Here is a 14,703-nt window from a genome sequence, read left to right as displayed (position 1 = left end):
GGTGTGGTGGGGGGTTCCGGGGTCGCGGGGGGGGGGGGGGGGGGGGCCCGGGGGGGGGGGGGGGGCCCGGGGGGGGGGGGCCCCCCCCCGCCGGGGGGCCCCCCCCCCCCCCGGCGTGCGTCCGGCCGCGTGTCCGGTCGCGTGTCCGCGCGGGGCCGCCGGGGGTCGGACCGTCTCGGTCCCGCCCGTCCCGACCGCCGGGCGGCGGCTCGCGACGGCCTTCCTGGCGAGGGCGCGGAGGCCCGGTGAGGAAGCCGGAGCCCCGGTGCCCGCGCATGATGGCGGGGGCCGGTGTGATCCGGACGCCGAACGGGTCGCGTTACCGCGAACGGGGGACACCGACGCGCGCCACCGGGGGCGATGACCCTGGCGACTGATCGTATGGGCCTACGGTGCTCACGGTCCCCCTGTCCCAGCCGCGGAGGTGTCCGTCCGTGCCCACACCGCCCCGCACGCCCCGTCCGCCCCGCACGCCGGGCACGGCCGGCCGGCCGCCGGTCCCCCGGCGCGGCGCCCGCCCCGCCCCGCCCCGGCGCCCCCGGCGGCGGCCCCGCTGGGGGATGCGGATGGCGACCGCGCTCTCCGTGGTGGTGCTGGCCGCCGGCGGGATCGGGCACGCGGTGGTCACCGGCCTCGACACCGGGATCACCCGGGTCGACCCCTTCAAGGACATGAAGAACCGGCCGCGGGCGGGCACCGGCATGAACGTGCTGGTGGTCGGCACCGACGGGCGCGACCGGATCACGCCCGAGCAGAAGGAGAAGTACCGGCTCGGCGGGGCGCCCTGCCGCTGCACGGACACCGTGCTGCTGGTGCACATCTCGGAGGACCGCGAGCGGGCGAGCGTCGTCTCGCTGCCCCGGGACTCGTACGCCGAGCTGCCCGCGCACACCGACCAGAACAGCGGGGAGAGGCACCGGGCGCATCCCGTGAAGCTGAACGCCGCCTACTCGGAGGGCGGGCCCGCGCTGACCGTGCGGACGGTGGAGGCGATGACCCGGGTCAAGATCGACCACTATCTGGAGGTCGACTTCACCAGTTTCATGCGGACCGTGGACGCGGTCGGCGGGGTGCAGATCTGCACGGCGAAGCCGGTCGAGGACGCGTACACCGGGCTGCGGCTGGCGGCCGGCACGCATGAGCTGGACGGCGGGCAGGCGCTCCAGTACGTGCGCTCCCGGTACATCGACGGGGCCGCGGACATCGGGCGGATGCAGCGGCAGCAGAAGTTCCTGGCGGCGCTGGTGGACCGGCTGACCAGCGGCGGGGTGCTCTTCAACCCGGTGCGGTTCCGGGAGGTGGCGACGACGCTGCTCGGCTCGGTGCGGGCCGACGAGGGGTTCGGCACGGACCAGCTGCTGGCGCTGGCCAAGGCGATGCGCGGCTTCACCCCGGCGTCGTCGGAGTTCGTGTCGGTGCCGGTCAGGGACATGGACTTCCCCGTGAAGGGCGTCGGGTCGACGGTGAAGTGGGACCCGGACAAGGCCCAGAAGCTCTTCGCGGCGGTGCGGGAGGACCGGCCGCTGGCCACCCGGCAGGCGTCCGCGGAGCGGAAGGGGCCGAAGGCGGTCGTGGTGGACGTGGCGCCGAGGACGATCCGGGTGCAGGTGTACAACGGGACCCGGATCGACGGTCTGGGGCGGAAGGTGGACGACGCGCTGCGCGGCACCGGCTTCGACACCACCCGGAACCCGCTGTCCGGGAAGGGGCCCGCGCGGACCCGCACGCTGGTGGAGTACGACCCCCGCTGGGACCGGTCCGCGAAGTCCCTGGCCGCCGCCCTGCCGGGGGCCGAGCTGAAGGCGGTGAAGGGGCGGGGCGGGACGCTGCGGGTCACGGTGGGGTCGTCGTACCAGGGGGTCACGGCGGTCCGCGCGGAGACGGCGCCGGCACGGGGGCCGTTCGAGGCGGTGACCGGGGACCAGGTGGTGTGCCCGTGACCCCGGACGGGCGGCGTCAGTCCTCGTAGCCCTCGGCGGCCCGGCGCTCGCGGAGCTCCAGGATGGCCTGGCGGCGGGCGAGGCGGTGGGTGCGGCGGATCTGCGCCTCCTGGTGGCGGCGCTTGTCCTGCTCGGTCTCCGGGAGGACCGGGGGGACCGTACGGGGCCTGCCGTCGCCGTCGACCGCGGCGAAGACGAGGTACGCGGAGCCGACCTGGGTCGCCGGGGTGGTGTCGTTCCAGCGCTCGGCCATGACGCGGACGCCGACCTCCATGGAGGAGCGGCCGGTCCAGTTCACCTGGGCCTTCACATGGAGGAGGTCGCCGACGCGGACGGGCTCCAGGAAGGCCATCTCGTCCATCGAGGCGGTCACGGCCGGGCCCCCGGAGTGGCGGCCCGCGACGGCGCCCGCCGCGTCGTCCACCAGCTTCATGATCACGCCGCCGTGCACCGTGCCGAGGAGGTTGGTGTCGTGGCTGGTCATGATGTGGCTGAGGGTGGTGCGGGAGGCCGAGGTGGGCTTGCCCGGGATGTGGCCCTGTTCTGTCATGTCCTCCACCTTATGCCGGGTATCGGCGTTGTCCGCTTTGCATCAGCTTCGCAACAGCACCGGTCCTATTTTCCACCCGGCCTGTCCCCCGGAAAGCGGAGACCGGCACACTGGTCCGCATGAATGAGTGGCCTGAGCAGCCCGAGGGCGCCCGCCCGATGCGGCACGTGCGGAGACGACCGCAGGAACAGCAGTCCCCGCAGTACCAGCAGGGGTACGACCAGGGGCAGGCGTACAACCCGAACTTCACTCAGGCGCAGGCCACGGGGTACGACTCCGGGTACAGCTCCGGACAGGTCTACGGCTCCCCGCAGGGTGCGGGCCAGGGGCCCGGCGGTCCGGGGGGACCTGCCGGACCCGGCGGCCCGGGCGCCCGTCCCGCCGGTCCCGCGCCGGACTGGCGCAAGCGGATCAAGATCGGTTCGATCGTGCTGGTCGTCGGCGTCCTCGCGTGGGGCGTCGGCACCTACGCGTGGGCCAGTTCGCAGATGCGCAACGAGGTCGACCTGTCCAAGGTCATCGAGCGGCCGGCCGAGGGCGACTGCACGACGTACCTGATCGTCGGCTCCGACAGCCGCGAGGGCATGTCGTCCGAGGAGAAGAAGAAGCTGCACACCGGTTCCGCGGAGGGCAAGCGGACCGACTCGATGATGATCCTCGCCTCCTGCTCCAGCGGGAACACGATGATCTCGCTGCCCCGTGACTCCTGGGTCACGATCCCGAACTTCGTCGGCTCCGAGTCCGGCAAGTCCTTCCCGGCCCGCGGCGGCTCCAAGCTGAACGCGGCCTACGCGATGGACGGCCCCGAGCTGCTGGTCCGCACCGTGGAGTACAACACCGGGCTGCGGATCGACCACTACGCGGAGATCGGCTTCGCCGGCTTCGCGAACATCGTGGACGCCCTCGGCGGCGTCGAGCTGAACATCGAGAAGGGCTTCAAGGACAAGAAGTCGGGCGCCGACTTCCAGGCCGGGAAGCAGACCCTCGACGGCGAGCAGGCCCTCGCCTTCGTCCGCACCCGGTACGCCTTCGCCGAGTCGGACCTGGCGCGGACCAAGAACCAGCAGAAGTTCCTGTCCGCGCTCGCCAACCAGGCGGCGACGCCGGGCACGATCCTCAACCCCTTCGCGCTGTACCCGACCCTCGGCGCCGGCCTCGACACGCTGATCGTCGACAAGGACATGTCCCTGTACGACCTGGGCCAGATGTTCTTCGCGATGAAGGGGATCAGCGGGGGCGACGGCGTGTCCATGAACATGCCGATCGCGGGCAGCGCGCCGCAGGGCTCCCTGAAGTGGGACATGCCGAAGGTGAAGCAGCTCGTCGAGCAGATCAAGAACGACCAGAAGGTCACGGTGACGTCGAATCGCTGACGTACCGTCAGGCCGGCACCCGCCGAGGGTGCCGGCCTCTTTCGTTGTCCGCCGCGAACGGACGGCGAGCGCAGCATCCAACGGGGAAACGGGGAGGTTTCACAGTGCCGTGGGACGAATGGGAACAACTGAAGGCCGAGGCGGCGGGCGGACACGAACCGACCGCGATGCGGCTGAACCAGGCCGTCGCCGCGCCGGACGGAGGCGGTGGCGGCGGCTACTCGGACGACCTGAAGACGGACAAGAAGGCGTGGGTGAAGGCCGGCGACGGTGTCACGGGCCTGAAGGAGGGCATCGCGACCTCCCTGACCCGGCTGGACTCCGGTCAGGCGGGCCTCGGGGAGGACGGCGGGATCCAGAGCGCGGCGGCGCAGAAGGAGCTGTACCAGTCCTGGAAGAAGTACGTGGGCGACGTGAGCGCGCGCTGTGACGCGCTGGGCGGGCTCCTGAAGGCGGCCGGGCACGACCTGGCGAAGACCGACGAGACGGTCAAGCAGGAGCTCGACGCGCTCGCGGGCAGGTACGGGGACACCGATCCCGTCGGCGGCCAGGCCAAGGAGAAGTGACCGCGGGCATGGACCTGAAGACCCTGAAGTCGTTCCAGCAGAACGAGTACGAGGACGCCGCCGACGGCTACCGGGCCGTCGGCGACATGGCGAGCGCGGCCAAGGACGCGGTCGACGGGCGGATCAGCGGGGGCCTCCGCCACGAGGTGAAGGGCGCTGCGGCGGAGGCGGCGCTGGCCGAGCTGAAGCAGCTGTCGGGCAACTTCCACTACGCGCAGACCGAGTGCGGTCTGGTGAGCACGGCGCTGAGCGGCTTCGCCTTCGACGTCGGTGCGGCCAAGCGGAAGCTCGACGCGGCGCTCGCGGACGCGCAGGCCGGCGGCTGCACGGTGAACCCGGACGGTTCGGTGTCCTTCCCCGCGGGCTCGAAGCCCGGCGCGGAGAAGCCGGCCGACCCCGGCCGGGTGACCGGCAGCCCCGGAGGGACCGACACCTCGGACGCGATCGAGCGCCAGGCGGTCAACATCCACCCGAACCCGTACTACGGCCGGGCCCTCGACTACGCGAACCGCGTCGCCGACGCGCTGAAGGAGGCCACGGACGCCGACGCGAAGTGGGCGCCGAAGCTGCGGGCGCTCAAGGCCGACGACGACCTGAAGGTGACGGACAAGGACTGGGCCGACACCCAGTCCGACATGGGCGGTGTCAACGACGCCGGCAAGACCTACCTGGAGTCGCTGCCGCAGCCGCCGGCGAGCGGCGCGCCGAAGGACAACGCGGCCTGGTGGAAGGGGCTCTCCCCGGAGGAGCAGGAGGCCTGGATCTCCCTGCGCCCGGCCTCCGTGGGCGCGCTCGACGGCCTGCCGTCGACCGTGCGCGACGAAGCGAACCGGGTGGTGCTCGCGGAGAAGGCGGGCCAGTACCGGATGGAGCTGAACTCCATCCCGAAGCCGCCGGCCAACGAGTGGACGTGGATCACGGCCGGCCGCTACCCGGTCAAGGTGCACACCGACGAGTGGATGGACTGGAACCGGCAGTACGGGGCCCGCTACGAGCAGCTGAACAAGTCGCTCAAGGGCATGGACGCCATCCAGGCGCGCTTCGACCGGACGGGCGTCGAAGGGCGCCCCGAGGCGTACCTCCTCGGCTTCGACCCGGAGAAGAACGGCCGGGCGATCGTCGCGAACGGCAACCCGGACACGGCGGACCACCAGGCGGTGTACGTGCCGGGCACGACGTCGAACCTGGGGTCCATCGACGGCGACATCAAGCGGATGGAACGGCTCTGGGTGACGGCGAACGGCGCCGACAACGGCTCCGTCTCCACCGTCACCTGGCTCGGCTACGACGCCCCGCAGGACATCGTCAAGGACGCGCCCTTCAAGCACTACGCGGATGACGGCGCCCCGGCCTACAACCGCTTCCTCGACGGTCTCGACTCCTCGCGCGCGGTGGACTCGGATCCGCACCGCACGGCGATCGGCCACTCGTACGGCACCACGCTGATCGGCTCCGCCGCCCGGCAGGGCGATCTCAACGCGGACGACGTCATCTTCGCGGGAAGTCCCGGTGTGCAGGTGCCCAAGGCCGAGGACCTCGACGTCCCCAAGGGCCGCGTGTGGAACCAGGAGGCGGACTGGGACTTCGTCCCGGACATCGGCCGGTTCGGGCACGGCGGCACCGACTGGGACGGCGCGTTCACGATCCCCAGCGACCCGCGCTTCGGAGCCAACCAGATGCAGACGGACGGATCGGGTCACAGCGAATACTGGAACGAGGGTTCCGAGAGCCTGAAGAACCAGGCGCTGGTCGTCGCGGGCAAGCCGGACGACGTGCAACTGAAGGCGCCGCCGAACCCCACCCCTGGAGTGCGCTAAACCGATGAAGACCAAGACGGGCGCCGCCGCGCTCCTCGCCTCCCTCACCCTCACGACCCTCACTGGATGCGGCATGAGCGAAGACAAGACCCCGTCCGCGGGCATCAGCGGCACGGATCAGGCCATCGAGACGACGAAGGGTGTGTCCAGCGAGATCTACGACCTGATCGGCCTGAAGGGGCAGACCACCAAGCCCGGCGTCGTCACCAACGCCTGCCCGGGCAAGGACCCGGAGAAGTTCTTCAGCACCTTCCACATGTGGACCTTCACCCCGGCCGAGCAGGGCCCGCTCGACGGCGTGATGGAACGGCTGAAGCAGTCGATGCCCGGTCTGGGCTGGAAGGTCGTCGGCTTCGAGCCCGACACCAGCCGGAACCGGAACCTCACCCTCACGGCCGACAACGACGCCAAGAAGCACAGCGTCAAGATCACCTACTGGGCGAAGGACGAGCCGCCGAAGCTGAACGTCTCCGTGGTCTCCGGCTGCTACGAGGTGCCGGAGGGCGAGACGGTCGAGTAGGGCCGGTGCGCGGCCCCCGGCTTCGCGCCGGGGGCCGCTTCCGTGCCTACGGGAGGTTGCGGGCCATGACGATGCGCTGGATCTGGTTGGTGCCTTCGTAGATCTGGGTGATCTTGGCGTCGCGCATCATGCGTTCGACGGGGTAGTCGCGGGTGTAGCCGTAGCCGCCGAGGAGCTGGACGGCGTCGACGGTGACCTCCATGGCGATGTCGGAGGCGAAGCACTTGGCGGCGGCGCCGAAGAAGGTGAGGTCCTGCTTGTCGGCTCCGGCGGTGACGCGTTCGGAGCGGGCGGCGGCGGCGTAGGTGAGCTGGCGGGCGGCCTCGAGCTTCATGGCCATGTCGGCGAGCATGAACTGCACGCCCTGGAAGTCGGCGATCGGCTTGCCGAACTGCTTGCGCTCGGTGACGTAGCCCTTGGCGTAGTCGAGGGCGCCCTGGGCGATGCCGAGGGCCTGGGCGGCGATGGTGACGCGGGTGTGGTCGAGGGTCTTCATCGCGGTGGCGAAGCCGGTGCCCTCGGCGCCGATCATGCGGCTCGCGGGGATGCGGACGTTGTCGAGGTAGACCTCGCGGGTGGGGGAGCCCTTGATGCCGAGCTTCTTCTCCGGGGCGCCGAAGGAGACGCCCTCGTCGGACTTCTCCACGACGAAGGCGCTGATGCCCCTGGAGCGCTTGTCGGGGTCGGTGACGGCCATGACCGTGTAGTACTCGGAGACGCCGGCGTTGGTGATCCACCGCTTGACACCATCGAGGACCCAGAAGTCGCCGTCGCGGACCGCGCGGGTCTTCATGCCGGCCGCGTCGGAGCCGGCGTCGGGCTCGGACAGGGCGTAGGAGAACATCGCCTGGCCGGCGGCGAGCGGGGCGAGGTACTTCGCCTTCAGCTCCTCCGAGCCGGACAGGACCACCGGGAGCGAGCCCAGCTTGTTGACGGCCGGGATCAGCGAGGACGCGCCGCAGACCCGGGCGACCTCCTCGATCACGATCACCGTGGCCAGCGCGTCCGCGCCCGCGCCGCCGTAGGCCTCCGGGACGTGGACCGCGTGCAGGTCGTTGGCGACCAGCGCGTCCAGGGCCTCCTGCGGGAAACGCCCCTCCTCGTCCACCGCCGCCGCGAACGGGGCGATCTTCGCCTCCGCCAGCGCACGCACCGACTCCCGGAGCATCTCGTGCTCCTCGGAGGTCCGGTACAGGTCGAATTCAGCAGATCCCGCCACGATCACTCACTCCCACGCTTGCTAACTACCGTTAAGTAACTCAAAGGGTAGGGCGTGAACCGGGCCTCTGTCAGGGCACGACTATGCTCGGTCAGGCACTTTCGCCCGACGTCCCTGGAGTTCCGCATGGCCCTGAAGATCACCGTGATCGGCACCGGATACCTCGGTGCCACCCACGCCGCGGCCATGGCGGAGATGGGCTTCGAGGTCCTCGGCCTCGACGTCGTGCCGGAGAAGATCGAGCTGCTGTCCTCCGGCCGCGTCCCGATGTACGAGCCCGGCCTGGAGGAGCTGCTCGCGCGGCACGTCGCCGGGATCGAGGGCTCCACCGGCCGGCTGCGCTTCACCACCTCCTGGGAGGAGGCGGGCGCCTTCGGCGACGTCCACTTCGTCTGCGTGAACACCCCGCAGAAGCACGGCGAGTACGGCTGCGACATGAGCTACGTCGACGCCGCCTTCACCTCCCTCGCCGCCGTCGTGCGCGAGGGCGCGCTGGTGGTCGGCAAGTCGACCGTGCCGGTCGGCTCGGCCGAGCGGCTCGCCGGGGTGCTGCCGGAGGGCGTGGACCTGGCCTGGAACCCCGAGTTCCTGCGCGAGGGCTTCGCCGTCCAGGACACCCTGCGCCCGGACCGGATCGTCGTCGGCGTGCCCGGAGACGACGGCGGGCGGGCCGAGAAGCTGCTCCGCGAGGTGTACGCGATGCCGGTCGCCGACGGCTCGCCCTTCGTCCTCACCGACTTCCCCACCGCCGAGCTGGTGAAGACGGCCGCGAACTCCTTCCTCGCCACCAAGATCTCCTTCATCAACGCGATGGCCGAGGTCTGCGAGGCGGCCGGCGGCGACGTCGCCAAGCTGGCCGAGGCGATCGGGCACGACGAGCGGATCGGCAGCAAGTTCCTGCGGGCCGGCATCGGCTTCGGCGGCGGCTGCCTGCCCAAGGACATCCGGGCCTTCATGGCCCGCGCGGGCGAGCTCGGCGCCGACCAGGCGCTGACCTTCCTCCGCGAGATCGACTCCATCAACATGCGGCGGCGCGGCCAGATGGTCGAGATGGCCCGCGAGACGCTCGGCGGGAACTCCTTCCTGGGCCGGCGGGTCGCCGTCCTCGGCGCCACCTTCAAGCCCGACTCGGACGACGTCCGCGACTCCCCCGCGCTCAACGTGGCCGGCCAGATACACCTCCAGGGCGGCCAGGTGACGGTCTACGACCCCAAGGGCATGGAGAACGCCCGCAGGGTCTTCCCGACCCTCGGCTACGCGGACTCGGCGCTGGAGGCCGTGCGGGGCGCCGACGTGGTGCTGCACCTGACCGAGTGGCGCGAGTTCCGCGAGCTGGACCCGGCGGAGCTGGCCGCGGTCGTCGCCTCCCCGGTCGTCCTCGACGGGCGCAACGCCCTGGACGGCGCGCGCTGGCGGGCGGCCGGCTGGACCTACCGGGCGATGGGCCGCCCGCGCGCGTGACGGACCGGCACGTGAGGAAGGGGCACCCCCGCGGGGGTGCCCCTTCCTCGTGCGGGACGGGTACGGGTCAGGCGGCGACGGGCCTGATCCGGTTCGTACGGGACAGGAACTCGGTCTCGCGCAGGGCCCGGGTGGCGTTGCCGTGGGCCAGGCCGACCAGGTCACGGGCCGGCCAGCCGCGCCGCAGCAGCTCCGCGAAGAGCGGGACGTAGCCGGTCGCCGGGGCGGTCAGGCGGGAGAGGCCGGTGGAGCCCGGCCCCGCCCCGTCGCGTACCCGGTCGAGGAGGTCGGCGGTGGCGGCGGCGTCGTCCCCGACGGGGACCATGCAGACGGCGCCGTTCTCGCCGAGGAGCCGCAGCACGTCGTCCGGGAGGGCGTCCGGGGCGGCCCGGGTGACCAGCGCGGGGGCCCGGGTGACGGCGAGGACCTTGCGGACGGTGTCCTGGTCGGCGCCGGAGAGGTCCACGGCGAGGCCGATGCGGTTCATCTCCCGGACCGCCTCGCGGGCGAAGCGGTCGAAGCGGGTGAGGTTCACCGCCCGGACGCCGAGGGCGTGGTAGGCCCGCAGGGTGGCGGCGGAGCCGCCGAGGGCCGTCCAGCCCACCGGTCCGAGGAGCGCGGCGACCCGGCCGCAGTTGCGGGCGTGGGCCATCTCCGAGGTGGAGTGGGCCAGGCGCAGGTCGTCGGGGCAGGCGGCGACGAGCGCGCGGATCGTGTCGAGCCGGCGCAGGGTGCCGATCGCCCCGTCGTCGGAGTCCACGTGCAGCGACCAGAACTGGGCGCCCGCCTCCGCGGCCCGGGCGGGCGGCAGGTCCTCGGGGTCGAGGAGCGCGGGGAGTTCGGTGTGGCCTTCGAGGACGGGCTGGGCGGCGAGGATCGCCCGGGCGCGGGCGGTCTCGTCGAGCGGCGGGGGTGGTGGCTCCGGGGGTTCCAGCGCGCCGACGGCGCCGGAGGCGGCAGAGAAGGGGGGATGATCGTCTAGATCTGCCATCGCACTACTCACACTTCCGAACTCGGTGATGCAGTACTACCCCGCCAAGGGGGCGGGGCAGTACCGTCCACCGTGCCAGCCGCTCCCGGCCGGGGGCCCGCCGGAGTGAGCCGTTCGGGTGAGGGCGCGGTCGCGGCTCAGTCCTTGGTGGCCCACACCCACTCGACGCCGAAGCCGTACTCCCGGTCGATCAGCTGCTGGTTGCTCGCCCACGGCGTCGCGGTGAACCAGCGGACCTCGCGGCGCACGTCCATGCCGCCGCCGGAGGCCGTGATCTGCGCGATCGCGCAGGCCGTCGCGCCGACCGGGGCGTCGTCGAGGAGGATCCGCAGAGCGCCCGAGGAGGCGGTGACCGTGACCGTCGCGCCGAGGCTGCGGAAGTCGACCGCCCCCTCGTAGACGAAGGTGTAGACGAGGATCCGGCGGATGCCCGCCCGGTGCTCCAGGTTCGTCCGCACCGTCTCGCCGTCCGAGGAGGCCCCGGTCCTGTCGTCCTGGTCGAGGAGCGTGTACGGGGGCGCGTCGAGCGCGCCGAAGGAGTTGCCGAGCGCCTGGACGACGTGGACGGAGCCGTCGGCGAGCTCGACCAGGCAGCCGAGGTCGAGGTCGGCGCCGGACGCGGCGGACCAGTTCAGATTGGCCTGGAGGACGCCCCTGCCGGAAACGAGACCGAGCGGGGCAGCCCTGGTCAGCAGGGACTCGCGCCCGGTGCGCTCCGAGGCCTGCGGGAGGGGCGGCCGAGAGCTCTCGGCCGGCGCCTTGGGCTTGAGCCGGATGACCCCGCGCTGCCTGTCTGATGCCACGTCAATTCTCCCTGACCGTATAGCTTCAGCGACCCACACAGTATCCGCGAGTGGGCTACGATCTGCTCCCTGACGGGGGATGAAGGGCGTGACGGGTGCGCTGGGGAGCGCACGGCGCCGAGAACGGCACCCCCCGCTCCTTCGTCGCGCCATGGGGGTGGGCATGACCGTCGGTTTCGCGACGGATCGTCTGAAAGTGGCCCGGGAGATCGAGGAGTTGAGCCGGGACGCCCGACTCGCCCCGCGCGCTGCCGAGTTGACCGAGCTGTGCCGGGCGCTGCGGGCGGCCGACGACGATTCCCGGCCGCTCGATCCGTGGACCGACCTCGACCTGGTGGCGGCGTACGCCCGTCCGGAGAGCGTCGACGCCGGCCCGCCGCGGCGCGACCACCCCGGCTGGGGCTGGCTGGAGACGGCGCTCGGCGGTCTCGTCTTCGTCCCGCTCGCGCTGACCTGGTACGGGCTCACCCAGGCGTCGAGCGCGTACGGGGCACTGACCGGGGCGAACCCCAAGGCGGCCACCCGGCCCTTCCTCCAGCTGTGGCAGTCCGGCTTCGAAGGGCACCTGACCGGCTTCTTCACCTTCGGGCACGTCGCCGGGACCGCCACCGGCGCGATCGTCCTCCTCCTCGTCCTCGCGGTGGTGCACGGCTGGCGGCGGGGCCGGGCGGACCGGCTGGAGCGGGTCGCGGAACAGCGGACGGAGGAGCTGCTCCGGCGCCTGGTGCCGGTGCTGACCCGGGCGCAGCTCTGCCTCAACGCGCACCGGTACTCCTCCCCCGTCAGGTTCGCGGAGGAGCTGACGAAGTCCGCCGCGGTCCTGGGCCGGCTCGGCGACCGGGCCACGAAGACCCAGGGGCTGCTCGCGCAGGCCGCCACCAGCGTCGGCGACTCCCTCGACCGGGCCCAGGAGCGGCTGGCCGGCGTGGACGACGCCGTGAAGCCGCTGGAGTCGGCCGCCGCGCGCATCGAGACGGCGGTCACCGGCGGCGGGGCCATGGTCAGCAAGGCCCTGGAGGACGTGCGGGGGACGAACGACGAGGTCCGGGACGTCCTGGAGAAGGCCGGCACCCGGGTCGAGGACTCCGTCATGACGCTGGCGGCGGCGCAGCGCTCGTTCACCACCGGGATCGAGGTCTCCGGCGACCTGTCCGGGCAGGTGCTCGGACGGCTCTCCGGTGTCGTCGAGGGGGCGGCGCAGGACCGCGCGGACGCCCAGGCCCTGCTCGGCAGGCTGGCCGACCAGGCGGACGCGCTGACGCGGGTGGCGGAGCGGCTGGGCCAGGCCTCCGACACGCTGGCGGCGGCGCTGGCCCGCGACGCGGGCGGAGGCGGCGGCCGGGAGCGCGGGCGGTGGGGCGGCGGCCGGGACGGGAGCCGGGACGGAGGGCTGAGCCTCGGCAAGAGCGGCGGGGACCACGGAGACGGCGGCGGCCGGGACGGCGGCGCGGTGCACCGCAACGACCCCGGACCCGACGGCGCGGACCACGGAAGCGGCTCCGGACGCGACGGCGGCACGGTGCACCGCAACGACCCCGGACCCGACGGCGCGGACCACGGAAGCGGCTCCGGACGCGACGGCGGCACGGACCACGGGCGGGAATCGGGCGACGGCTCCGGTGCCGGTGTGCCGTCCGCCCGGGAGGCGGGTCCGGGGGCGCGGCCCGCGCTGCCGCCCGCCACGCCGGGCCGCGGGAGCCGGGACGGGGCCGGGCCGCGGTGAGGGCGCCGCGCGCGCCGCGCTTCAACCCCCTGCACCTGGCCGGCTGGCTCTTCGCGGACATGCTGCTCGTCCTCGCCCTCGTGGCGATGGGCGACCGGGGCGACCCGCTGGCCGCGGAGGCCCGCCCCGGCGCGTCGGCGAGCCCGAAACCGGGCGCGAGCGAGCCGCCGAAGCCCAAGGGGCCGCGCGCCGTGGTCCGCACCCCGGTGAAGGTGTCGATCGCGGCGGCCCCGGGCGACCGGACCGCCATGCGGAACCGGCTGCGCGAGGCGACCGCGACGTACGCGGGCCGCCAGGCGGCCTTCGTCCTCACCTTCGGCCGCCACCCCGACCCGGGCGCCGGCGGCACCTACGCGAGCGAGGTCAACTCACAGCTGGCGAAGGCCCGTCCGGACATGTTCAAGGGCACCACGACCCGGGACTTCTGGAAGGGCGGCGCCTCGGGCGGGCGCGCCGACATCGAGATCTACTTCTACACGTACTGAGGGGCGCGCGACCGCCCCACCGGAGGGAACCGAACCATGCAGATTCTTCCGTTCTACCTGCTGTGCGACGAGTCGGGCTCGATGGCGGGCGACAGCGTCGACGCGCTGAACACGGCGCTGGTGGAGCTCCACACCGAGATCAGCACCAACCCGACGGTGGCCGACAAGACCCGGTTCAGCCTGATCGGGTTCTCCACCGACGCGCAGGTGCTCCAGCCGCTGGCCGACCTCAGCGACATCGAGGAGGTCCCGGCGCTCTCGGCGGGCGGCCTCACCTCCTTCGGCAACGCCTTCCGCACGCTGCTGCGCTGCATCGAGACGGACGTGGCCGCGCTGAAGGCGGAGGGGCACGAGGTCTACCGGCCGGTCGCCTTCTTCATGTCCGACGGCATCCCGACGGACGACGACTGGCCGCAGGCGTACAAGGAGCTGACCGGGTCCCGCTTCTGCCCGAAGATCATCGCCTTCGGCGTCGGGGAAGCCGAGGAGTCGACCATCGCACAGGTGGCGAACTTCCGGGCCTTCATCCAGCAGGACCAGCACGTCTCCCCGGCCGCCGCGCTGCGCGAGTTCGCCTCCAGCCTGACCCGCTCCATCGTCCGGTCCGCCACCACCATCGCCTCCGACGGCAACTCGGACTTCTCCCTCGTCGTCGAGGAGACCGTGCCCGGCTTCGCGACCGTCTCGCTCGACAAGCTCTGAGGACGCCGAGATGGAGCACATGAGCCGGCCGGAGCCCCCGGCCGCCGGGGAGCCCCCGCGCCCCTGGGAGTTCCCGGGCCGCGTACGCCTGGAGAAGACGACACCGCCCGAGGTGCCGTCCGCGGTGCCGTCCGCGCCGACGGCACCCCCGTCGGCGGCGCCCCCGGCGGAGCCCGCCCAGGCGGAGCCCGTACCGGCTGAGCCCGCCCAGGCGGAGCCCGTACCGGTGGAGCCCGCCCAGGTGGGGCCCGTACCGGCTGAGCCCCTACCGGTGGGGCCCGTCCAGGCGGAGCCCCTGCCGGTGGAAGCCGTACCGGCGGAGGTCCGGCCCGCGGCCGCCCCGCCGTCGCCCGCGTCGGCGCCCCCTCCGACGCCCCCGGCCGCGGCTCCCGCCGCTCCTCCCGCTCCTCCCGCGCCCTCCGCTCCCCCGGTCCCGTCCCTCCCGCCCGCCCCCGCCGGGCCCCCCGCGCCCGCCGCTCCGGTACTCGGGTCGCCGCCGCACGCCGGGCGGCGGGCGCCCAGCTATCCGCCGGTGCCGCAGGGGCGGCCCCGG

At 73.0% G+C, this 14,703-nt stretch carries 13 protein-coding genes; 9 read left to right on the top strand and 4 right to left on the bottom strand.

The window, feature by feature from the left end; translation table 11 throughout:
* The first annotated feature begins 560 nt into the window (after positions 1-560).
* Entirely contained in the window at positions 561-1,940 is a 1,380-nt protein-coding gene (locus tag ACF1BN_RS16275; protein ID WP_392332307.1) for an LCP family protein, read from the top strand.
* A 16-nt stretch (positions 1,941-1,956) separates the two neighbouring features.
* Here the strand turns inward: ACF1BN_RS16275 and ACF1BN_RS16270 are convergent, their stop codons facing one another.
* Complete coding sequence (locus ACF1BN_RS16270; protein WP_392332274.1) at positions 1,957-2,490, bottom strand: acyl-CoA thioesterase; 534 nt, start codon at positions 2,488-2,490, stop codon at positions 1,957-1,959.
* 119 nt (positions 2,491-2,609) lie between these two features.
* Here ACF1BN_RS16270 and ACF1BN_RS16265 point away from each other — a divergent pair, with 119 nt between their 5' ends.
* From ACF1BN_RS16265 to ACF1BN_RS16250, 4 genes are all read left to right on the top strand, one after another.
* The gene (locus tag ACF1BN_RS16265) at positions 2,610-3,863 is read left to right on the top strand and encodes an LCP family protein (RefSeq protein ID WP_392332273.1); all 1,254 of its coding nucleotides are present in this window, start codon (positions 2,610-2,612) and stop codon (positions 3,861-3,863) included.
* A gap of 104 nt (positions 3,864-3,967) precedes the next feature.
* Positions 3,968-4,429, top strand: a complete 462-nt coding sequence (locus ACF1BN_RS16260) for a hypothetical protein (RefSeq protein WP_392332272.1) — start codon at positions 3,968-3,970, stop codon at positions 4,427-4,429.
* Positions 4,430-4,437: 8 nt separating this feature from the next.
* The gene (locus tag ACF1BN_RS16255) at positions 4,438-6,246 is read left to right on the top strand and encodes an alpha/beta hydrolase (RefSeq protein ID WP_392332271.1); all 1,809 of its coding nucleotides are present in this window, start codon (positions 4,438-4,440) and stop codon (positions 6,244-6,246) included.
* Positions 6,247-6,250: 4 nt separating this feature from the next.
* A complete protein-coding gene (locus tag ACF1BN_RS16250) occupies positions 6,251-6,766 on the top strand; it encodes a hypothetical protein (protein ID WP_392332270.1) in 516 nt (171 codons plus the stop codon).
* Between the two features lie 46 nt (positions 6,767-6,812).
* Here the strand turns inward: ACF1BN_RS16250 and ACF1BN_RS16245 are convergent, their stop codons facing one another.
* Positions 6,813-7,985 (bottom strand): acyl-CoA dehydrogenase family protein, encoded by a 1,173-nt coding sequence (locus tag ACF1BN_RS16245; RefSeq protein ID WP_392332269.1) that lies wholly within the window; start codon positions 7,983-7,985, stop codon positions 6,813-6,815.
* A gap of 126 nt (positions 7,986-8,111) precedes the next feature.
* On the opposite strand from ACF1BN_RS16245, the gene ACF1BN_RS16240 reads away from it, so the two are divergent.
* A complete protein-coding gene (locus tag ACF1BN_RS16240) occupies positions 8,112-9,446 on the top strand; it encodes a UDP-glucose dehydrogenase family protein (RefSeq protein ID WP_392332268.1) in 1,335 nt (444 codons plus the stop codon).
* A gap of 67 nt (positions 9,447-9,513) precedes the next feature.
* Here ACF1BN_RS16240 and ACF1BN_RS16235 read toward each other — a convergent pair whose 3' ends face one another.
* Together ACF1BN_RS16235 and ACF1BN_RS16230 are read right to left on the bottom strand one after the other, a co-directional pair.
* Positions 9,514-10,437, bottom strand: a complete 924-nt coding sequence (locus ACF1BN_RS16235; RefSeq protein WP_392332267.1) for a membrane dipeptidase — start codon at positions 10,435-10,437, stop codon at positions 9,514-9,516.
* A 137-nt stretch (positions 10,438-10,574) separates the two neighbouring features.
* Complete coding sequence (locus tag ACF1BN_RS16230) at positions 10,575-11,240, bottom strand: tellurium resistance protein (protein ID WP_392332266.1); 666 nt, start codon at positions 11,238-11,240, stop codon at positions 10,575-10,577.
* A 163-nt stretch (positions 11,241-11,403) separates the two neighbouring features.
* Here ACF1BN_RS16230 and ACF1BN_RS16225 point away from each other — a divergent pair, with 163 nt between their 5' ends.
* Genes ACF1BN_RS16225 through ACF1BN_RS16215 form a run of 3 tightly spaced genes read left to right on the top strand, consistent with a single transcriptional unit; the run spans position 11,404 to position 14,150 of the window.
* The gene (locus ACF1BN_RS16225; RefSeq protein ID WP_392332265.1) at positions 11,404-12,963 is read left to right on the top strand and encodes a methyl-accepting chemotaxis protein; all 1,560 of its coding nucleotides are present in this window, start codon (positions 11,404-11,406) and stop codon (positions 12,961-12,963) included.
* Entirely contained in the window at positions 12,960-13,448 is a 489-nt protein-coding gene (locus ACF1BN_RS16220; RefSeq protein WP_392332264.1) for a hypothetical protein, read from the top strand. Before ACF1BN_RS16225 ends, ACF1BN_RS16220 begins: the two co-directional genes overlap by 4 nt.
* Before the next feature lie 36 nt (positions 13,449-13,484).
* Positions 13,485-14,150: a VWA domain-containing protein gene (locus tag ACF1BN_RS16215; protein ID WP_392332263.1), complete on the top strand. Its 666-nt coding sequence runs from the start codon at positions 13,485-13,487 to the stop codon at positions 14,148-14,150.
* Positions 14,151-14,703: the final 553 nt, after the last annotated feature.

Origin of the sequence: Streptomyces sp. NPDC014861, from assembly GCF_043081625.1 — a bacterium.
Classification (GTDB): Bacteria; Actinomycetota; Actinomycetes; order Streptomycetales; family Streptomycetaceae; genus Streptomyces.
The sequence above is the reverse complement of the archived record's forward strand: the minus strand, read 5'-3'. Positions and strand labels throughout refer to the sequence as shown.